22 protein-coding genes and 3 tRNA genes are annotated in these 19,475 nt (G+C 59.1%); 15 read left to right on the forward strand and 10 right to left on the reverse strand.

The features are described from left to right. Nucleotide 1 precedes the first annotated feature (1 nt). From lolB to ACKI1H_RS30930, 11 genes are all read left to right on the forward strand, one after another. The gene (gene lolB / locus ACKI1H_RS30880; protein WP_138522372.1) at nt 2-643 is read left to right on the forward strand and encodes a lipoprotein insertase outer membrane protein LolB; all 642 of its coding nucleotides are present in this window, start codon (nt 2-4) and stop codon (nt 641-643) included. A gap of 1 nt (nt 644) precedes the next feature. Continuing rightward, nucleotides 645-1,493: a 4-(cytidine 5'-diphospho)-2-C-methyl-D-erythritol kinase gene (gene ispE, locus ACKI1H_RS30885; RefSeq protein ID WP_440467303.1), complete on the forward strand. Its 849-nt coding sequence runs from the start codon at nt 645-647 to the stop codon at nt 1,491-1,493. A gap of 31 nt (nt 1,494-1,524) precedes the next feature. Continuing rightward, nucleotides 1,525-1,599: transfer RNA gene (locus ACKI1H_RS30890), tRNA-Gln, on the forward strand. Between the two features lie 62 nt (nt 1,600-1,661). Further along, nucleotides 1,662-1,736 (forward strand) — tRNA-Gln (locus ACKI1H_RS30895). Between the two features lie 52 nt (nt 1,737-1,788). After that, nucleotides 1,789-2,730, forward strand: a complete 942-nt coding sequence (locus ACKI1H_RS30900) for a ribose-phosphate pyrophosphokinase (RefSeq protein ID WP_015478849.1) — start codon at nt 1,789-1,791, stop codon at nt 2,728-2,730. Between the two features lie 112 nt (nt 2,731-2,842). After that, the gene (locus tag ACKI1H_RS30905; RefSeq protein WP_088419112.1) at nt 2,843-3,457 is read left to right on the forward strand and encodes a 50S ribosomal protein L25/general stress protein Ctc; all 615 of its coding nucleotides are present in this window, start codon (nt 2,843-2,845) and stop codon (nt 3,455-3,457) included. A gap of 38 nt (nt 3,458-3,495) precedes the next feature. Continuing rightward, nucleotides 3,496-4,080 (forward strand): aminoacyl-tRNA hydrolase, encoded by a 585-nt coding sequence (gene pth / locus ACKI1H_RS30910; protein ID WP_081516404.1) that lies wholly within the window; start codon nt 3,496-3,498, stop codon nt 4,078-4,080. A 40-nt stretch (nt 4,081-4,120) separates the two neighbouring features. Beyond that, nucleotides 4,121-5,221, forward strand: a complete 1,101-nt coding sequence (ychF, locus tag ACKI1H_RS30915) for a redox-regulated ATPase YchF (RefSeq protein ID WP_088419110.1) — start codon at nt 4,121-4,123, stop codon at nt 5,219-5,221. A gap of 178 nt (nt 5,222-5,399) precedes the next feature. Continuing rightward, nucleotides 5,400-5,476 (forward strand) — tRNA-Met (locus ACKI1H_RS30920). A 152-nt stretch (nt 5,477-5,628) separates the two neighbouring features. Continuing rightward, nucleotides 5,629-6,012 carry a hypothetical protein gene (locus ACKI1H_RS30925; protein WP_440467304.1) on the forward strand — a complete coding sequence of 128 codons (384 nt, stop codon included), beginning with the start codon at nt 5,629-5,631 and terminating at the stop codon, nt 6,010-6,012. Between the two features lie 29 nt (nt 6,013-6,041). Next, a complete protein-coding gene (locus tag ACKI1H_RS30930; RefSeq protein ID WP_138527001.1) occupies nt 6,042-6,305 on the forward strand; it encodes a hypothetical protein in 264 nt (87 codons plus the stop codon). A 9-nt stretch (nt 6,306-6,314) separates the two neighbouring features. Here the strand turns inward: ACKI1H_RS30930 and ACKI1H_RS30935 are convergent, their stop codons facing one another. Then, nucleotides 6,315-6,734 carry a type II toxin-antitoxin system VapC family toxin gene (locus ACKI1H_RS30935; protein ID WP_138527002.1) on the reverse strand — a complete coding sequence of 140 codons (420 nt, stop codon included), beginning with the start codon at nt 6,732-6,734 and terminating at the stop codon, nt 6,315-6,317. Next, a complete protein-coding gene (locus ACKI1H_RS30940; protein WP_138527003.1) occupies nt 6,731-6,976 on the reverse strand; it encodes a FitA-like ribbon-helix-helix domain-containing protein in 246 nt (81 codons plus the stop codon). Before ACKI1H_RS30940 ends, ACKI1H_RS30935 begins: the two co-directional genes overlap by 4 nt. 559 nt (nt 6,977-7,535) lie before the next feature. On the opposite strand from ACKI1H_RS30940, the gene ACKI1H_RS30945 reads away from it, so the two are divergent. From ACKI1H_RS30945 to ACKI1H_RS30960, 4 genes are all read left to right on the forward strand, one after another. Further along, nucleotides 7,536-9,113, forward strand: a complete 1,578-nt coding sequence (locus ACKI1H_RS30945; protein WP_440467305.1) for a DUF6531 domain-containing protein — start codon at nt 7,536-7,538, stop codon at nt 9,111-9,113. A gap of 17 nt (nt 9,114-9,130) precedes the next feature. Then, nucleotides 9,131-11,914: an RHS repeat-associated core domain-containing protein gene (locus ACKI1H_RS30950; protein ID WP_440467306.1), complete on the forward strand. Its 2,784-nt coding sequence runs from the start codon at nt 9,131-9,133 to the stop codon at nt 11,912-11,914. Between the two features lie 378 nt (nt 11,915-12,292). Next, nucleotides 12,293-12,778, forward strand: a complete 486-nt coding sequence (locus ACKI1H_RS30955) for a DUF4279 domain-containing protein (RefSeq protein WP_440467307.1) — start codon at nt 12,293-12,295, stop codon at nt 12,776-12,778. Further along, nucleotides 12,772-13,194, forward strand: coding sequence for a hypothetical protein (locus ACKI1H_RS30960; RefSeq protein ID WP_440467308.1), 423 nt, complete (start codon nt 12,772-12,774; stop codon nt 13,192-13,194). Before ACKI1H_RS30955 ends, ACKI1H_RS30960 begins: the two co-directional genes overlap by 7 nt. Nucleotides 13,195-13,206: 12 nt before the next feature. On the opposite strand, the gene ACKI1H_RS30965 is transcribed toward ACKI1H_RS30960, so the two are convergent. From ACKI1H_RS30965 to ACKI1H_RS31000, 8 genes are all read right to left on the reverse strand, one after another. Beyond that, the gene (locus ACKI1H_RS30965) at nt 13,207-14,199 is read right to left on the reverse strand and encodes a phage integrase (RefSeq protein ID WP_138526962.1); all 993 of its coding nucleotides are present in this window, start codon (nt 14,197-14,199) and stop codon (nt 13,207-13,209) included. After that, nucleotides 14,196-15,488, reverse strand: a complete 1,293-nt coding sequence (locus ACKI1H_RS30970) for a hypothetical protein (protein ID WP_138526963.1) — start codon at nt 15,486-15,488, stop codon at nt 14,196-14,198. The genes ACKI1H_RS30965 and ACKI1H_RS30970 overlap by 4 nt, the downstream gene beginning before the upstream one ends. A 239-nt stretch (nt 15,489-15,727) precedes the next feature. Next, the gene (locus ACKI1H_RS30975; RefSeq protein WP_440467309.1) at nt 15,728-17,011 is read right to left on the reverse strand and encodes a zonular occludens toxin domain-containing protein; all 1,284 of its coding nucleotides are present in this window, start codon (nt 17,009-17,011) and stop codon (nt 15,728-15,730) included. Nucleotides 17,012-17,018: 7 nt separating this feature from the next. Further along, a complete protein-coding gene (locus tag ACKI1H_RS30980) occupies nt 17,019-17,375 on the reverse strand; it encodes a DUF2523 family protein (RefSeq protein WP_081520099.1) in 357 nt (118 codons plus the stop codon). A gap of 5 nt (nt 17,376-17,380) precedes the next feature. Then, complete coding sequence (locus ACKI1H_RS30985; protein WP_440467310.1) at nt 17,381-18,598, reverse strand: hypothetical protein; 1,218 nt, start codon at nt 18,596-18,598, stop codon at nt 17,381-17,383. A gap of 140 nt (nt 18,599-18,738) precedes the next feature. After that, a complete protein-coding gene (locus ACKI1H_RS30990; protein ID WP_138526976.1) occupies nt 18,739-18,978 on the reverse strand; it encodes a major capsid protein in 240 nt (79 codons plus the stop codon). Between the two features lie 13 nt (nt 18,979-18,991). Next, entirely contained in the window at nt 18,992-19,243 is a 252-nt protein-coding gene (locus tag ACKI1H_RS30995) for a hypothetical protein (RefSeq protein ID WP_138526975.1), read from the reverse strand. Between the two features lies 1 nt (nt 19,244). After that, nucleotides 19,245-19,466 carry a hypothetical protein gene (locus ACKI1H_RS31000; RefSeq protein WP_138526974.1) on the reverse strand — a complete coding sequence of 74 codons (222 nt, stop codon included), beginning with the start codon at nt 19,464-19,466 and terminating at the stop codon, nt 19,245-19,247. Between the last annotated feature and the right edge of the window lie 9 nt (nt 19,467-19,475).

Consider the following 19,475-nt stretch of genomic DNA (forward strand, 5'->3'; position numbering starts at 1 on the left):
TATGCGTTTACGTCACCTGATCGGCGCCGCCGCGCTTGCCCTGCTCGCCGGCTGCTCCAGCTTCGGCACCCACGAAGCCCTGGAAGGCCAGGGCAACGCCACCGCCTGGAATGCCCACAAGGCGCGCATCGCCACTCTCGACGGCTGGCAAATCGACGGCAAGGTCGGCATCCGCGCCCCCAAGGATTCCGGCAGCGGCACCCTGTTCTGGCTGCAGCGCCAGGACTACTACGACATCCGCCTCTCCGGCCCGCTGGGCCGCGGCGCCGCACGCCTGACCGGGCGTGAAGGCGCAGTAACCCTCGAAGTCGCAGGGCAAGGCCGCTTTGAAGCCGCCTCCCCCGAAGAATTGCTGGAGCAGCAAATGGGCTGGCGCCTGCCGGTATCCCACCTGCTCTGGTGGATTCGCGGCCTGCCCGCGCCGGACAGCAAGAGCCGCCTGACCCTGGACGGCGACAGCCGCCTGGCCAAGCTGCAGCAGGACGGCTGGGACGTGGAGTACACCCGCTACAGCGAGCAGAACGGTTACTGGTTGCCTGAGCGCCTGAAGCTGCACGGCCAGGACCTCGATGTCACCCTGGTGGTAAAGACCTGGCAGCCACGCCAGCTCGGCACCCAATCGAGCAACGCAGGCCAGCAGTGACATGCAGGACCGACTGACCCTGCCGGCACCGGCCAAGCTCAACCTGTTCCTGCACATCACCGGCCGTCGCGCCGACGGCTACCACGAGCTGCAGACACTCTTCCAGTTCCTCGACCACGGCGACGAATTGCAATTCGCCGTGCGCGAGGACGGCGAAATCTGCCTGCACACCGAGATCGAAGGTGTTCCGCACGACAGCAATTTGATCGTCAAGGCCGCCCGCCGGCTGCAGGAACAATCGGGCTGCCAGCTGGGCGTCGACATCTGGCTGGACAAACGCCTGCCCATGGGCGGAGGCATCGGCGGCGGCAGCTCCGACGCAGCCACCACCCTGCTTGCGCTGAATCACCTGTGGCAGCTGAACTGGAGCGAGGACCGCCTCGCGGCACTGGGCCTGAGCCTTGGCGCCGACGTCCCGGTATTCGTGCGCGGCCGCGCGGCATTTGCCGAAGGCGTCGGCGAGCAGCTCACGCCGGTTGAACTCGAAGAGCCCTGGTTCCTCGTCGTCGTGCCGCAAGTCTTTGTCTCCACAGCAGAAGTTTTCTCCGATCCCGAGTTGACACGGGATACTCCGCCCATTAAAGTTCGCAGCCTTCTCGGGGTGGACGGTCATAACGACTGCCAGCCGGTCGTCGAGAAGCGTTACCCGGATGTACGTAACGCACTGATCCAGCTGGGTAAATTTACCCAAGCGAGATTGACCGGCACCGGAGCTTGTGTGTTTGGGAGCTTCCCAAACAAGGGCGATGCTGATAAAGTTCGCCGCCAACTTCCGGCCACTCTGCCGAGTTTTGTTGCCCAGGGCCGTAACATCTCGATGTTGCACCGAAAGCTGCAAAGCCTGGACTGAGAAGACAGCAGTGTCATCGGTTGTACGATACAGGGGCGTCGCCAAGCGGTAAGGCAGCAGGTTTTGATCCTGCCATGCGTTGGTTCGAATCCAGCCGCCCCTGCCATTAACCCACAGGGTTACACGTACAGCATCAACGATTACATTGTTCCGCAAGTTGTAAGCTACAGGGGCGTCGCCAAGCGGTAAGGCAGCAGGTTTTGATCCTGCCATGCGTTGGTTCGAATCCAGCCGCCCCTGCCATTTTCTTCTGGCTCAACCGGGCCTACCCTCAAGCCGACACAGGTACCGCAGCGTGTCCAAAATGATGGTTTTCACGGGGAACGCCAACCCCGATCTGGCACGCCGTGTCGTACGGCAGCTGCACATCCCCCTCGGTGACGTCTCTGTCGGTAAATTCTCCGACGGCGAGATCAGCGTTGAGATCAACGAAAACGTTCGTGGTAAGGACGTCTTCCTGATTCAACCGACCTGCGCACCGACCAACGACAACCTGATGGAACTGGTGGTGATGGCCGATGCCTTCCGCCGTTCCTCGGCGACTCGTATCACGGCAGTCATCCCCTACTTCGGTTACGCCCGCCAGGATCGCCGTCCGCGTTCCGCTCGCGTGGCGATCAGCGCCAAAGTCGTTGCCGACATGCTGACCGTCGTAGGTGTCAACCGTGTTCTCACCGTTGACCTGCACGCCGACCAGATCCAGGGCTTCTTCGATATCCCCGTTGACAACATCTACGGCTCGCCCGTACTGGTCGACGACATCGAAGACCAGCGCTTCGAGAACCTGATGATCGTCTCCCCGGACATCGGCGGTGTGGTGCGTGCTCGCGCCGTCGCCAAATCCCTGGGCGTCGACCTGGCCATCATCGACAAACGTCGTCCGAAGGCCAACCAGTCCGAAGTCATGCACATCATCGGTGATGTCGAAGGCCGTACCTGCGTACTGGTCGATGACATGGTCGATACCGCCGGCACCCTCGGCCACGCCGCCAAGGCTCTGAAAGAGCACGGCGCCGCCAAGGTCATCGCCTACTGCACCCACCCGGTGCTGTCCGGCCGCGCCATCGAGAACATCGAGAATTCCGTACTGGACGAGCTAGTGGTGACCAACACCATCCCGCTGTCCGCTGCCGCACAAGCCTGTGGTCGCATCCGTCAGCTGGACATCGCTCCGGTTGTCGCTGAAGCCATGCGCCGCATCAGCAATGAAGAATCGATCAGCGCCATGTTCCGCTAAGGCGGAACAGCGCTGACGTAAAGCGCCCCGTCACGTCGATGGGGCATTAGCAAAATCGCCCGAACGCTGGTCGCAAGCGTCCGGGCGATCTTGTCATTTTGGAGATACTCAAATGGTTGATTTTGTACTCAATGCTCAAGAGCGTTCCGACCTGGGGAAAGGTGCGAGCCGCCGCCTGCGTCGTAATGCCGGCCTGATCCCGGCTGTGGTCTACGGTGGCGAGAAAGCCCCGCAATCCCTGACCCTGGAACTGCGTGAAATTTCCAAGCTGCTGGAAAACGAGGCTGCCTTCAGCCACGTGATCACCCTGAACGTCGGTGCCGCCAAGGAAACCGTACTGATCAAGGCCCTGCAGCGTCACCCGTCCAAGGGTTTCGTCATGCACGCTGACTTCCAGCGCGTCGTTGCCGGCCAGAAACTGACCGCTCACGTACCGCTGCACTTCATCAACGAAGCCACCGCTGTTGGCGTCAAGGTTGGTGGCGGCGAGATCTCCCACGTGATCGCCGAAGTCGAAGTTTCCTGCCTGCCGAAAGACCTGCCGGAATTCATCGAAGTCGACCTGGCCAAGGTAGAACTGGGCCAGATTGTTCACCTGTCCGACCTGAAACTGCCGAAAGGCGTAGAGCTGGTGCAACTGGCCCACGGTAACGACCTGGCCGTCGCCAACATCCACGCTTCCCGCGTAGTGAAAGAAGAAGGTGAAGGCGAAGCTGCTGCCGAGTAATCGCGCGCACCATTGCCTTTAAGGAAGGGGCCCCCGTCGTGACTGCCGTACAACTGATCGTTGGCCTGGGAAATCCAGGCCCTGAATACGACCAGACCCGGCATAACGCGGGGGCCCTTTTCGTTGAGCGACTGGCGGACGCGCAACGCGCGAACCTGTCTCTCGACAAGAAGTACTTCGGCCTGGTCGGCAAGTTCAGCCACAAGGGCCGCGACGTTCGTCTGCTCATCCCCACCACCTACATGAACCGCAGCGGCCAGGCCGTGGCGGCGCTCGCCGGATTCTTCCGCATTCCGGTCGAAGCCATCCTGGTGGCCCACGACGAACTCGACATGCCTCCCGGCGTCGCCAAGCTCAAGAAGGGCGGCGGGCACGGCGGGCATAACGGGCTGCGCGACATCATCGCCCAACTCGGCAACCAGAACGGTTTCCATCGCCTGCGGCTTGGCATCGGCCATCCGGGGCACAGCAGCCTGGTCTCCGGCTTCGTCCTCGGCCGCGCCCCGCGCTCCGAGCAGGAACTGCTCGACACCAGCATCGACTCCGCCCTCGGCGTGCTGCCAGAAATGCTCGACGGGGACTGGACCCGCGCGATGCAGAAGCTGCACAGCCAGAAGGCCTGATCACACCTCTATTTCCGCCACCTGGCGCGAGGGACCTAGCATGGGATTCAATTGCGGCATCGTCGGCCTGCCCAACGTCGGCAAGTCCACCCTGTTCAACGCCCTGACCAAATCCGGCATCGCGGCGGAAAACTTCCCCTTCTGCACCATCGAGCCGAACAGCGGCATCGTACCGATGCCCGACGCCCGCCTCGATGCGCTGGCCGAGATCGTCAAGCCCGAGCGCGTGATCCCGACCACCATGGAGTTCGTCGATATCGCCGGCCTCGTAGCAGGCGCCTCCAAGGGTGAAGGCCTGGGCAACAAGTTCCTCGCCAACATCCGCGAGACCGACGCCATCGCCCACGTCGTGCGCTGCTTCGAAGACGAGAACGTCATCCACGTCTCCAACAGCGTCGACCCCAAGCGCGACATCGAGATCATCGACCTCGAACTGATCTTCGCCGACCTCGACAGCTGCGAAAAGCAACTGCAGAAGGTCGCGCGTAATGCCAAGGGTGGCGACAAGGACGCCCTGGTGCAGAAAGCCCTGCTGGAAAAGCTCATCCCCCACTTCACCGAAGGCAAACCCGCCCGCTCGCTGATGAAGAACATGGGCGATGACGAGAAGCGCGTCGTACGCGGCTTCCACCTGCTGACCAGCAAGCCGGTCATGTACATCGCCAACGTTGCCGAAGACGGCTTCGAGAACAACCCGCACCTGGACGTCGTGCGCGCCATCGCCGAAGAAGAAGGCGCCATGGTCGTGCCGGTGTGCAACAAGATCGAAGCCGAGATCGCCGAACTGGACGATGGCGAAGAGAAGGACATGTTCCTCGAATCCCTCGGCCTCGAAGAACCCGGCCTGAACCGCGTGATCCGCGCCGGCTACGAACTGCTGCACCTGCAGACCTACTTCACCGCCGGTGTGAAGGAAGTCCGCGCCTGGACCGTCCGCGTCGGCGCCACCGCCCCCCAGGCCGCCGCCGTTATCCACACCGACTTCGAGAAAGGGTTCATCCGTGCCGAAGTCGTCGCCTATGACGACTTCATCCAGTTCAAGGGTGAACAGGGCGCGAAAGAAGCCGGCAAATGGCGCCTGGAAGGCAAGGACTACATCGTCAAGGACGGCGACGTGATGCACTTCCGCTTCAACGTCTAAGCGCCCGCCAGGCGCGAAAAAGCCCCGGCCACTCGCCGGGGCTTTTTCATATGGGCGCCCTGCCCAGCCGCTCATCGCGAAAATCTTGCCCAGCCGGCTAAACGATTGATAGATCAGAACAATATTCAAGAAAAGGGGTTGACACCCCCCCTCGATCTGCGGAAAATGCGCGCCACTCGGCTACATAGCTCAGTCGGTTAGAGCGCAGCATTCATAATGCTGATGTCCCAGGTTCAAGTCCCGGTGTAGCCACCATACAAAACAAAGGGTTAGCGAAAGCTAGCCCTTTGTGCTTTCTGGGGTAGTGACTACGAAGTGACTACACCCTGTCTACTCCCTTCTCTTTCCCCTGCGTTTCAATTCCCGTAGCCTCCAAGTCATTGAGCCACTATGACAAGGACGGTCAGATGTTCGGAATTCCTCAAGAGATGCTGCTACCTCTTGCCTGCTCGCTAGGTGGAGTCTTCGGCAGTCTCACACAAGCTGCTGTAGCGACCATTACGCTAGATGGGCCACCCAACAAGCTTGGCGTCATGCAAATCGCCCCTCCCGAACTTCAGAAAATTCGGGGGATCTGGTTATTCTTGCGCATGTTTATCGGTGGAGTGCTCGGTTTTGTCTTTGGCCTGTACTTCATCGGCACACTAAACGACGAATCAGGTACCTTCGCGCGAATCTGGGCGCTTTCATTCGGAGTAGGTTACGCAGCGCCGAAGATCTGGGCAGCCCAGGAAAGCATCCTGTTGAAACGGATTGCCTCCGACGACGAGCCAGCCCGCTCAGAGAGATAGCCAGCTTTCAGCCAAAAACCGGAGGCCCAATGGAGCTTTTTGAAGAGATCATCGTGTGGGGTAGAACCGCCGCAGGTTTATTGGTGAAGTATCGATGCTTCAGAAACCTTTCGAATAATCTCTTCGCGGTACAGAGCGCAGACTTCTTCGAGAAGACAGCAGACTCCAAGTCAATACTTGCCTCAGAAATCCAAGCGATGGAGCTTTTCCTTGATGAGTCCCCGGAGATCCGGAGCAGTTGGCATGCCAGCCTGACCGAAGCAATTCAAAAGCACATGGATGACTTTGAGTAAGTTGAAGCGTCAATCACGCCAAGGATCAATCAACGCCACTCCAAAAGCCTCAAAATGGCGAGTATTCCGCGTGGCGATCTGCACTCCGTGAAGCCGGGCAATCGCAGCAATTTGCCCGTCCGCCATATCGGCAATCTTTCCCTTGGCCTCACTCTCCGCCGCTAGCTCTGCGTAGTGCACCGCTGCATCCGCATCGAACGGCAGGATTCTCCCGGCAAAGTCCTCTTCGAACATTGCAATCGCCACATCCTGTAGCGCTTGCCTGCGCTTTCCTTCCGGCATCCTGGCGATGCCGTAGAGGATCTCGGCCACCGTGATCGAGCAGATCAGCAGATCCTGGGCAGGTTGAGCGTCGATCCAGGCGACCACAGCCGGATCCGGCTTGGCCCTCATCAGCTCCGACAGGACATTGGTATCGAGCAGAATCATTCGTCGAAGTCCGCAGCCCGTGCCTTAGCCTTGCGTGCCGGCAGCTCAATCTCTGCGCCACCGACGGATGCAAAGCGGGCATGAATTCGGCTGCCCAAACCACCCTGCTTCTCTTTCGGAGAAAGCGCTTGGGCGAGGATCACTCGGACCTCCTCTTCCATCGAGCGGCCATGGTTCGCGGCTACCACTCGGAGCTTGGCCTTGAGGTCTTCGTCTAGGTTTCTAATCGTAATGCTGGCCATAGAGCCCTCCGGGCGAAATCAATGCAATCATTGATATCATAAGAGAAGTTGTGTGGCCTGTGCGAGCGGAGGTAGACCGCCGGCCAGGCTGCCTGTGGTTCCTTCCCTTCCGACGGCAAATCAGGTTCTATTCGCGATACGCCGACTAGGCGAAAGACCCCGGGAGTCGACGGAAATGGATGTCTCACCCCAAGATATATTTCTCCCTGCGCAATTGGTGATAAACGCATAGCGCGCCCAGATGCTCCTGCGACAAGTGCACATAGGTCTCTCCCGCGCACCTCACCCCCGCCGCAATCCCTTTGATAGACGCCACGCGACCACCCGTAGGACCGATGAATTCTAAAGGGCCCCTTGGAGAAGCATGTCCTCGTGCCACGCCCTCTTTTGTTAGTGCATCACCCTCATATTATCGTGCATTGACTGCACAGGATTTCACAAGTAAGAATCGGCGGATATAAATCACCCAAGCTGAATATTACTCCAACGATATGCAGCTTCAAGAATCCCGGTAGAGCGCCGGGATTTTTTATTCCCAATAAGTTCTCATGAAAGTCAATTGGAACTCGACAGCGAGGTGAATCCTATGCGCAAAGAGCGTACCGCTACGCTATTAGTCACTTCCACTCTAGCCGTAATAATCTCCAGCACATCAGTGGCAGAGCCTTACTACTGGATTTACGATAACAGATATGGACCAAACTTTCCGACTTTAAGCTCAGGCTGCGACGCGACGGTAGCTTGGCTCGAGAAGATATCCCCCACATCTACGTTCGAACAGCGATATTTCAAATTCGCGAATGAAGAACTGGGTGGATGCTTCTGGAAACAGTTCTACCAGCCTGGAAAATGGGTTGAGGTCTCGCAGATTTTCAAACGATATGGAAACTCCTGCCCATTGGGGCAAAAGAGAATTCAAGGCAAGCCTGAAACGCCTTGCGAGTGCGAAGAGGGCACAATTAATCCTGCAGCAGGCACCTGCAGCAGTGGCGCACAGAAAGGAACCCCACCCGCCACGCCCGGCCCCTGTGAGATCTCTGGATTTTCCGGGAACCCGGTGAACTTGCTATCGGGCAATAAATTCCAGATGGAGACCGACTACGTGGCCCCTGCAGGTAGCCCACTGAGATTTGAGCGTTTCTACAATAGCCTGGACGGACAGTGGCGAACCACCTACTCCATGCACGTCGACATCAATGGTATTTCTGCAGTGCTAACCAACGACGACGGCCGAGAGATTTATTTCACAGCGATTGGCGAACTTATCGCGCCAGAAGAAACGCAAAAAGGAAAACTGTCGAAGACAGCTACCGGATGGAGTTTCAGAGCGGAGAACAATGAACTTTATCAGTTCGATCTTTCTGGAGCTTTGGTCAGTGTTACAAGCCAACTAGGCAACCAACAACTGAGCCGGTCAGGCAATGAGACATCCGTCACCGACGACCTGGGGAATACACTGAAATTCTCACGGGACGTGATCGGCCAGCCGCTCACCCTTGAAGTTTCCGGATCCCAAACAAATTATACCTATAACAGCACTGGCCAGCTTATCACTTCCAATAAAGCATATGAAGGCCAGAACACAGAGCGCCTCTACCACTACGAAGAGCACGGGGAAAAATACGTGCTGACGAAAATCACAGACGAGAATGGAGTGGATCTAGCGAAATGGACCTATGACGCAAAGGGACGAGCTATTTCCAGCGAACACACCGGGGAAACAGAAAAGGTCGATATCACCTACAACGATGATGGTTCTGTCGAAGTCCTCAATGCATATGGCAAGAAATCTGTCTACCACTACGAGACCATTTCAGGCGTACAGCGGATTGTCTCGATCGAGGGTGAAGCATCTCCCAACTGTCCTTACAGTAACTCCAGCTTCACGTATGACGCTCGCGCCTTGCTGACAAACTGGGTGGATGCCAAAGGAAACCTGACCACCTACGCCTACAACGACCGCGGCCTTGAAATCAGCCGCACCGAAGCCTCCGGCACCACGCAGGCACGCACCGTCACCACCGAGTGGCACCCGAGCCTGTACTTGAAAACCAAGGTCACCGAACCGTCCCGCATCACCACCTACCAGTACGACGCCCAGGGCCGCCAGATCGGCCAGATCGTCACCCCCCGCTAAACACCAAGGAAGTCATCATGCAGGTACATCCTATGTACAGGCTGGGCGCGCTCGCCCTTGCCTGCGGCATCGCTTTGTCCGCAACAGCGGCCGACCGTAGCTGGAACTACACCTACACTGCCCAGGGACTGATCAAAACAGCCGACGGCCCACGCACCGATGTGCAGGACGTCACCCATTACACCTACGACGCCAAGGGCAACCTCACCAAGGTCACTAACGCTCTGGGACAGGAAACCCTGCTCGGCAACTACGACGAGCGCGGCAACCCCAGCACCCTCACCGACGCCAACGGCGTGGTCAGTACCCTGACCTACAGCGGCGTCGATCCCAAGCTGGCGAGCATCACAACCGCCGGCAGCACCACCAGCTTCCAGCACGACGCGGTCGGACAACTGACCAAGATCACCCGTGCCGACGGCAGCTGGCTGCAATACACCTACGACCCGGCGCGTCGTCTGACCGCGATCACCAACAACCTCGGCGAGCGCGTGGAATACGACGTTGATGTCGCCGGCAAGCGCACTGCGCAGCGGCTGAAGGACGCCAGCGGCACGCTCAAGCAGCAGCAAACCTGGGTGTACGACGAACTGGGCCGCCTTCTGCGCTCGGTCGGCGCCGGCGCGCAGACCGACCGTTACCAGTACGACCTCAACGACAACCCCACCAGCCACACCAATCCCCGGCAGTTCAGCAGCTCCAGCAGCTTCGATGCCCTGGATCGAATGGTCAGCCAGACCGACGCCCTAAATGGCGTCACCAAGCTGGGCTATGACGCCCAGGACAACCTGACCAAGGTACAGGATCCGCGCGGCGTCACTACGCGCTACGAGTATGACGGCCTGGGCAACCTGACCAAGCTGATCAGCCCGGACAGCGGCACCAGCACCTTCGAGTACGATGCCGCCGGCAACATCACCAAACAGACAGATGCTCGTGGTGTAGTCGTGACCTTCAGCTACGACGCGCTGAACCGACTGACAGCCCGTCACTGGCCCGCCACGCCGGCACTGGACGCCACTTACAGCTACGACGCAACGGCGGGTGGCAACGTTGGCATCGGCCGCTTGACCGCGATCCAGGACGGTAGCGGCACCCTCGCCTACCGCTACGACGCCCGCGGCAACCTGATCGAGCAGGCTCGCAGCCTGAGCATCAACGGCCAGACGCTGGCGGACACCGTGACCTTCCAGTACGACGCCGCTAACCAGCTAATGGGCATCGGGTATCCGGGCGCTGTGCAAGTGGGATATCCACGCAATGCGGGCGGACAGGTCGCCAGCGTGACCCTCGCCCTCGATGGCGGCAGCACCACCAATGTGGCCAGCGGCATCAGCTACCTGCCCTTCGGCCCGCTCCAACAACTGACCTGGGCCAATGGCATCCAGCTCAACCGACAGTACGACCAGGACTACCAACTCACCCGCCAGGACGTCGGCATTTGGCGTAACGACTACCAGCGTGACGCGAACGGCAACATCACCGAACTGGCCACCAACATCTGGGGCACGCTGAGCTACGGCTACGATGCGCTAGACCGCCTGACTAGTGAGAACACCGCCAGCAAGCAAGGCAGCTACAGCTACGATGGCGTAGGGAACCGCACACAGCACCAGGTCACCGAGAACGGCGCAACAGCGACCACGGCCTATCAGTACGCCAGTGATAGCAACCGCTTGATCGCCATCGACGGACAGACCGTCAGCACCGACGCCGCCGGCAACCTGACCCAGGACCGTGCCAGCCGACTGCTCGGCTACGATGCGCAGAACCGCTTGGCAACAGTGAAGATTAACGGCCAGCAGGTTGCAGAGTATCGCTACAACAGCCTCGGCCAGCGTGTGGCCAAGCTCACCGGACAGGGATTCACCACCTACCTGCATGGTCCGGACGGCCAACTACTGGCAGAGGCCGACTACAACAGCTCCGGCGCCCAGCAGCACAGCCAAGCCTACCTGTGGCTGGACAGCATGCCGCTGGCCAGCGTGGAGAAACAGAGCAGTGCCACGCCACGCGTGATCTACCTGCACAGCGACCACCTAAACACGCCACGCTTAGCAACCTCTGAAACGAGGGATCTAGTGTGGGAGTGGAAGTCGGATGCCTTCGGCAACGGCGCACCGAATCAGGATCCACTGGGGAGTGGGCAACAGACGGTACTGAATCTCCGTTTTGCTGGACAGTACTACGACACCGAGAGCGGACTGCATTACAACTACTTCCGAGACTACGATCCGGAAACCGGCCGGTATGTGCAGAGCGATCCGATTGGGCTCGCGGGGGGCTTGAATACCTATGGTTATGTTCAAGGAAATCCGCTTTCAACTTCCGATCCTTTAGGGCTGTGCGGCCCGCTAACCCCTCTTTGCGCCATCGGCCTCGCTGCTTTAGAGGGGGCGGGAGGCGCAACAGCAGGCAGCGCCGCGTTCTGGGGTACAGGCGCGCTCGTTGGTGGGGCACTTGTCTCTGGGTCATCAGCAACAAAATCTCGGCCAGCAGATATGTCGCCTCTAGAAAAGAGACACTATGATAGATCTTGTCGGAATGTTGACGACCCTTGTGCCGCAATCAAGGCTTCAGCTCAAACGGCAATTACAATGGCTCGGTTGAAAATGAACAACATGCTGAATGACCCAGGTAAAATGTACGGCACTACCGGCTGGGATACGCATGCAAGCGACCTGAACGGGCGTCTCGCTAACATTGCAGCGATGATATCTCTAGGAGATAAGATGGGATGTGACATGACCGCAGAAAAGGCCGCCTTCGCAACTCTATTCGTGCCGAGTACACCATTATGAAAGTATCTGTAGATTTTTCCATACTCACGCTTACAGATGGTGCACTTGGAAGTGTGACGGGTGAAATCGAGACGATCCTAGCACCTCAAATAGGAGATTCCATTTCATTTCTATTTCCGCATACTGATCAAGTACTTGATCCGTCTATAGGCTTCAGCGGAATTCTAAAAGTCACCGACCGAGTAATCGCCGCGAATCGGGCTGACCAACTGATAATGCTAGCCCTAAACGATGTCACTGTAGCCACAAAAACTGAAGCACTACAATTGATGGAGTATCTCGAAACGGCTTTCGAATTACTCCCCACAACCTACCCCTAAAAGCACTCATGAAGTAAATTTCCACTCAATCAAAGAGGGGCACCATAGAGTTCCAATAGTGCCCCTCTTCAAATTCGACCCAAACCAAAGAGACCACCTACTTATATATCAGAAGATACTGACCCAACTCAAGCACAATACTAACATGGAGATGATGATGGAAAGCCCAAGCCTACAGATAGACTTTCAACTGCTAGGTACTACCATCTCTCCAAAGGAGATTTCAAAAATTCTTGAAATAATTCCCGACATAGCGCTATTGCAAGGAGAGAGAAGCCCGACACTTGGGCTTCCTAAGAGCAATATCTGGTCTATCAGATCAAAATCCCCTTCAGATGAAGTTCTGGAGCACTGGAGGTCTCTCGAACCAGCGCTAGTAAAGGCGAAAGATAGAATTCGAGAAATTGCAAAAACCGGGCGGGCCAAGATAACCATAATCATAGAGGGCAAACAGAGAACCCCTTCACTTACAATACCCCCTGAAATGTCGGAATTTGCCGGATTCGTAAGATCAGAAATCGACATCGACCACTTGCAATGCTGAAAACAGAACTGTGGACATGGGTGCCCAACAAAAGCCTAGGATCTGTAGCTATCGGATCAGCTATAGAAACTCACATCGATCAACATGGTTTCTCGTACGATGAAGTTTCGAGTTCAAAGGACGATTGGAGCTCATACATCGACAAGACCGGCGACACATACATTAACACCGAAGACGGGCTGGTCGTATCAATCACCTCGTATCGAGACTTTTGGTACAAGGGCCTGAATTTTATAGGTGCCAACATCATCGAACTAGGCACACTTCTCAAACAGGTGGCAGATGATACCGAGACGACCGTCGCGTTCGATGATGGCGACGTAAAGAGCTGCTATGACTTCACGGACCTCGGCCTCCAAATATGGGCCAGTCGCGGAATTATTACGTCGGCAACCTGTAGCAACTACAAGGAATGACTTTCCCTAAACTTAGTTGCCCAATGTGATTTTGACCTGCGCGATTGGTGACAAGCGCATCGCTGACTCCAAATGCTCCGGCGACAAGTGCGCATACCGCATGGTCATCGTGATCGACGAATGCCCCAGGATCCGCTGCAGCGTGAGGATGTCCCCTCCTCCCATCATGTAATGGCTCGCAAAGGTGTGGCGAAGGATGTGGGTCAGTTGCCCTGGCGTCTGGAATCCGCAGCGCTCATAGGCGCAACGGAAGGCGGCGCGGCAGGACATGAAGAGGCGGCCGGTTCCAGGCATGCCCACCTTGAACATCAGTTGCTCCAGTTCGGCCGGGATCGGCACTGACCTGCTCTGACGGTTCTTGGTCCGGTGGTAGTGGACCTTTCCCCCATGCACAGCCCCGCGGGCGATGCTCTCGGCTTCTTCCCAGCGGGCACCTGTTGCGAGGCACAGGAGAGCTACCGGGTACGTATGGTTGTTCGTGCTGGCCTTGCACTCCTCGAGGAGCTGGGCGACCTGATCCAGGGTGAGGAAGGTCAGTTCGACCTGATCGGTCTTGATCTGCCGGACATTGGCCAGCGGGTTCGCCTTGTGCCACGAACCGAGACGGATCAGTTCTGAGAAGATGGCCGACAGGTAACGCTGTTCATGGTTGACCGTCTCCGGCTTCACCTCAGTCAGACGACGTTGCCGGTAACGTGCCCACGCGAGCGAATCGAACTCAAAGGCCTGCGGATCTCCAAGGCGTTCAGCCAATGCTTGGCAGCGAGCCAGGCGCTGTTTGCCATCCTTCAGGGTGCAGCCGTGGAGGTCGTACCAGACCTTCACCAGATCCGAGAGGCGATCATCCAGCGGGCGGCCTGTCTCGCCCAGGACGGTGAAGAAGTCCTGTTCGTAGCGAATGGCTGCGGACTTGGTGGCGAAGCCCTTCTTGCGGATCCTGCGACCGGAGCGGCCGTTCTCGTAGAAGTCAGCCGTCCACGTCTTCCCATCCTTGCGCGCGGTCATATCGCGTAGCCCCGCCTGATGTAGCGATCGTTGATCAATCCGATGACGTGCTTTTCGAGGTCGCGAGTGCTGTAGCCCTTGGCGGTGTAGTGGTCTTCGATCACATGCCAGAAGGGAAGCGTTCTCCCGACCTCAAGCGCTTTTTTTGGTGGGATGCGCTCCCGTGCAATCAGGCTGGCGAACTGGCCCAGGAACATCTCGCAGTTCTTGCCGGAGAAGCCCTGCGCGGTCTTGTAGTAGCGGCGGTACTCGGTGCGCTCGATGAGCGGATCGGCTTCCACCTGGACCTTGGTGTCGAGGCTGATCAGCGACCAGAAGGCGTCGAAGATCCCTTCCCGGGAAATGAGCTTGTAGTTGTCGCAGGCGTACTGCCAGAGACCTTGCAGGTGCGGGCAGAGGCCCTCATAGGTGCGGCAGCCGATCACCTCGCCAGAGGTCATCGTGGAGCCTTCGGAGAACTGCTGGATGATCGAGTGGTGATAGCGGAACTCGATGCGCCATACCGTTTCCAGCGGGTTGAAGGCGGGTTCGCCATCGCCGAAAGGATCGCCGTTCAGGGAGGCCCACACCGACTCCCAATAGTCGAGCTTGTCGGTCGCTCTCGCCTGCAGCGTCTTGTTGTAGAGGCACATCTGCAGGCCATTGGCCGAGCCGAACATGAAGGTCTCACCACGCCCATAGACCGAGGCGTTGCCGTCGTACTCGATGCGGTCGATGCCGCTGATCTGGCGAACACGCCGGGAGCGGCAGTGCATGCGATCCACGAAATCTGCCGGTGGAGTCCAGCCCTGGACGTCGAGGGCGATGTGGACGGCGCACTGGTTCACCTCGCAGGCGGAGAGAACGCCTGCGCCCAGGTCATCCATTACGCCCTGCAGGATCTTCGGATCGGCACCATCCAGGGCGTGGGGCGACACCTCAATCTTGAGGTGCGGGCCGATGTTCTCCAGCTTCACGTTGTGGTTCTTGATCAGCAGGATCAGGCCCATGTCGGCGTTCTGCAGGCGGTACTGGTAGCCCGAGTCCCGACCGATGCGGCCCTTGGCCCACTTGTAGCCGGCGAAGTTGACGATGTCTTCCGGCTCATCGAACAGCGCCATCACTTCCGGGCGGATCATGCCGTTGTACAGCTGCCGCACCGTATCGACGCCACAGCGCAGCAAGCGCACACCCGACAGGTCGGCGAATCTGCCGTTGCTCGGGTCCATGAAAATCCGTCCTTCGGACGACTCATAAAAATCCCCGGTCTCCTTGAGGATCAGGCGGAGGGGGTGAACTGCCTTTTTCATTCTTTCGTACCTTCAATGAGGTTTATTGAGGTGCTTACTCGTTAGCTATCCGACGTGTTACAGGGTCGTCGGCCGCGCCTTCGGCCTACCGCTCGTGCCTGGCGCTCCCGGCCGGCGGCGCGTCTCGCCGACTCAAAACGGAAACGCCGACACCGGCTGCATGACCTGCAGGGCGGTGAGGAAACCGAGCGCATAGGCGAGTGCAAGCAGCCCGAGGGCGTTGATCAGGCCGTGTAGGGTCATTGGGTCCTCCAGGGGCGTGCCGGGTATTCGGAGTCGGGGACGATGGTGAGCGTGGGCTGTGCGGGTGCTGGCGGTGCGGTAGCGGCCATTGCGGGCGCGGTGGCAGGCATCTGCGCCGGCTTGGGGAAGGCTCCGGCACACACGATGGTTTCGTGGTACTCACCGTAGGAGAGCTCGGCCACGCATTCGGAGCGGGCCTTTACGCCGTAGCCGGACTCGCCCATCTGCCAGGAATTGAGCATCAGCCGGCGCCCTTCGGCATCGGTGATGACGAACATGTACATCTCGCGCTGCATGCCCTTCACCAGCCCTTTCACGCGGGCCGCCACTGCGATCTGCCGGCCCGCGAAGGGATGCTCAGCTAGTGGAAGAGCCGGAACACCTGATTGGCCAAGAACAGCACCAGCATAAAGAGCGCGATTCGCAGCAACAGGCGCTTGAGCAGGTACAGCAGGCCCTTGAGGATGAGCCGAGCCAGCCGGCTGAGGATCGGCTGGATCAGGCTTTTGCTGAGCCCCGCCACCGACGACCTTGAGAGGTCCCATATAGCTGACAAAGCCAATAGTGCCGGCCAGCAGTGCCAGTAGAAGAACCAACTTAGGCGACCGGAAGAGACTCTTGCCGGCTTTGGTGTCCTGGGTCTTGCCGGTGGCGGTGGACTGGTAGAGGCGGAAGGTCTGCTTTTTGATTCGCTTGTATTCGACGATGGTGCCGTCTGCAGGTGGTCGGTTGAGCTGGGCGTCATGCTGGGCCTCCTTGTAGCGACCAGGGATGCCGATCACTGCGAGGTTGGAGTGCTTGTAGGCCATCTCGCAGGTCATGCGGATGTCGTCGCGGATGTAGCTGATGTTCGGCGTCGTCAGGACGATGTCCCAGTTGAAGTGGCGGTGCCGGGTCCAGGCATCGAGCCAGCCCATGGGGCGGTCGGCTTCGTGTGCCGCTTCGGGACCACCGGGGAAGTCGAACTTCTCCAGATCGCGTTCGCGCCAGGACTTGGGGAACAGCAGCTGGGTTTCGTCGAAGATCAGGAACGCGCCCCGCGGTGCCCACTGGAACCACGTCCGCATCTTTTCGAGGTCGGCCAGCGACTCCAGATCGAGGTTGATGATCTGCGCGGTGTTGGGCAGATCTGGGAACACGGTGTAGGCCCGTTCCAGGGTGAAGCCCCGGACGTTGGTGATGATGACGCGGCCGTCCTTGAGCGCGGGGACGGCATCGTCCTGGATCGCGCCGGAGGTTTTGTACGAGCCGTTGGGGCCGTGGTGAATCTTGATGGACATGATTCACTCACCTCCCTATGAACGGCACGAAGCGCATGCAGAAGCGCGTGGCCAGGGCGGAGAACATGATGTTGAGCGCCTGCGGTACGCCGAGGAATTGCAGCGCTGCCGCCAGCGGTCCAGGGAGCGTGGCGTACATGGAGCGGACCATGTTGGAGACGCCGAGGCTGTCGATCAGCTCGCGCGCCACGGTGTAGCTGACATCGAGCAGGAACAGGAACGACTGGAGCGCGCTGTACATGGCCCACTGGGTGGCGACCACGAAACCGTCCTTGATGAAGTCGTAAATGCCCTGGGTGAGGAAGTCCCAAATCCACTGAAGGAACAGCACGATCTGGTCAAAGAAGCTGGATAGCCATTCCATGAGGGTCACTCCTTCAGAATGACGAAGGCGGCCAGCACCGATGCCATAAACATCAGCGCGTAGCGCAGGTAGGAGAGCTTTTCCTCGTACTCGGTGAAGCAGAGGCTGACGGTCTTCTTCCAGACCACGAAGGTGTCGCAGGGGAGCTTGCCGCCGCCCTCGCCGAGGTTCAGATCGAACACACCCTTGAGCTGGTCGGCGTTCTCTTTGATCTTCTCGGAGAACTCCTTTTTCGCTTCGGCGACCTTGGCTTCCCAGGTGGTTAGCGCGTCATCCCAGTTGCCTTGCTTGGGTTGCGCCAAGGTCTCTTTCGGGCCCTCGCCGCCGTTGGTGCCGCCATCCCCGCCGCCCGTGCCACCACCCGTTGAGCCACCGCCGTCGCCGTTGCCCGTGCCCGGATCGGTGCCGCCGTCGCCGCCATTGTTTCCGCCATCACCGCCACCGGTATTACCGCCGGGGTTGTCGGGGTTTTCGTTGCCGCCGCCCGTGGTGGGGAAGCAGGCGGTGCCGGACCACGAATAGCCATCCGGGCATTTGTCGTCGGGGTCGATATCGGGAGGGGTGGTTTGCGCGCCAGTGCAGCCGACCGTGCCGTTGGCGGTTTTCTCGCACTTGAATTGCTTGGCGAGTTGGTCGAGGTAGTCCTGCAGCTGCTGGTCAGGGTTGTCGGGGTTATCCGACATGTCGTCGTTGCCGACCGGGTTCATATCGACGGTGCAGACGTTGTCGTTGCAGTTCTCTGGCGAGCCGGGTTCGTAGATGCAGCCGTCTTTGATTTCCGGATCGAGGTCAAGCACCGCGCCGCCATCGGTGAAGACGAACTGCACGGCTTTGGTGTACTTGTCGCGGGTCTTGCACTCGGCGTCGCTCGGGCGCTGGATCTCGCAGGCAGCGGTTGCCGGGTTGTACTCACTGCCCTGAGCGCAGCCATCACCTACGCGGGTCAAACCCTGCGAGGCAGCAACCGTTGTGCTGGGCCAGGCCACCGAGAAGTTACAGGAGGCTTTGTCTGCACCCACCATGACATAGCCGGAATAACTGACTGTCGCGCCCTGATTGATTCGCTGCAGGTACGCCAAGGTGTCGGAGCAGGCGGACGCCGGAGAGTCGAAGTTCGGGCCACTCCGATCGCTGAAAATCCAGTGGTACGGCGTCAGTGCGTAAGCGCCGCTACTGAGCAGAAAGACCAGGGCGGCGATGGCGAGTCGAAGATGCAGCCGCATGGTTCCTCCAGATAAAAAGAACCCCGCCGAAGCGGGGTCCAGGTTCGGCCACATGGGTGGGGTCAGAAGAATTCGCCGCATCGGTAGCCCGTGATGAAGGCCCCGGCGAAGAAGGCCCCCAACCACACCGACCAGAGCACTTACGCCTTGCGCAACATGCTGTAGATCAGGCCTGCGACGGCCAGGATGACCAGGGCACCGACGATGTAGCCGCCGATGTTGGACATGTCCCCCTTGCCGTCAGTGATGGCCTGCTCGACCGCGCTAGTGTCGATGACACTGGCAGCGAAGGCCGGAACCGAAGTCACGGCGGTGACGGTGCCGGCGATGCACAGGTTGCGGAGCGCGGTTACCGGGTTGAGTTTTTGCAGTGCGTTCATGGGTGTTTCCTCTCTACTTGGCTTTACGAAGAAGTGACGCGACCCAGCCAGTCAAAAGCCCCGTCACGAAGGCTCCGAGAACGCCCGCAGCACCGATGCTGAAGGCCTCCAGGGAGAACCCGCCGTTGACCAGGATTTCAATTGCTCCAGCGGCCTCGGGCGGAATCAGATAGGCCTGTTGCCATTCGATCTGCTGGCAGTGCATCAGGCCGTCCGCCGTGGACGCCCAACTGGTGCAGACCTGAACGGCAACCACGCCTGACATGTCAGCGGGCCTCCTTGCGCGGACGGTCGCACCAGCTCCAGAAGGAGCGCAGGACGAACCACCACAGGGCGAAGAAGGCGAACGCCGCCGCGACCACAGCGATCACGGAATCCAGCGGGTAGGGTTGTAGGAACTCGCGCACCGCCCGCACGACCGGCGACACCGCGCAGACGATGGCGACGTAGAGAACCCAGCCGAAGGCGAAACGGAGCGGCGCTTTCATCTACCTACC

The sequence above is a fragment of the Pseudomonas sp. YH-1 genome, from assembly GCF_051990045.1.
Taxonomy (GTDB): domain Bacteria; phylum Pseudomonadota; class Gammaproteobacteria; order Pseudomonadales; family Pseudomonadaceae; genus Pseudomonas; species Pseudomonas nicosulfuronedens.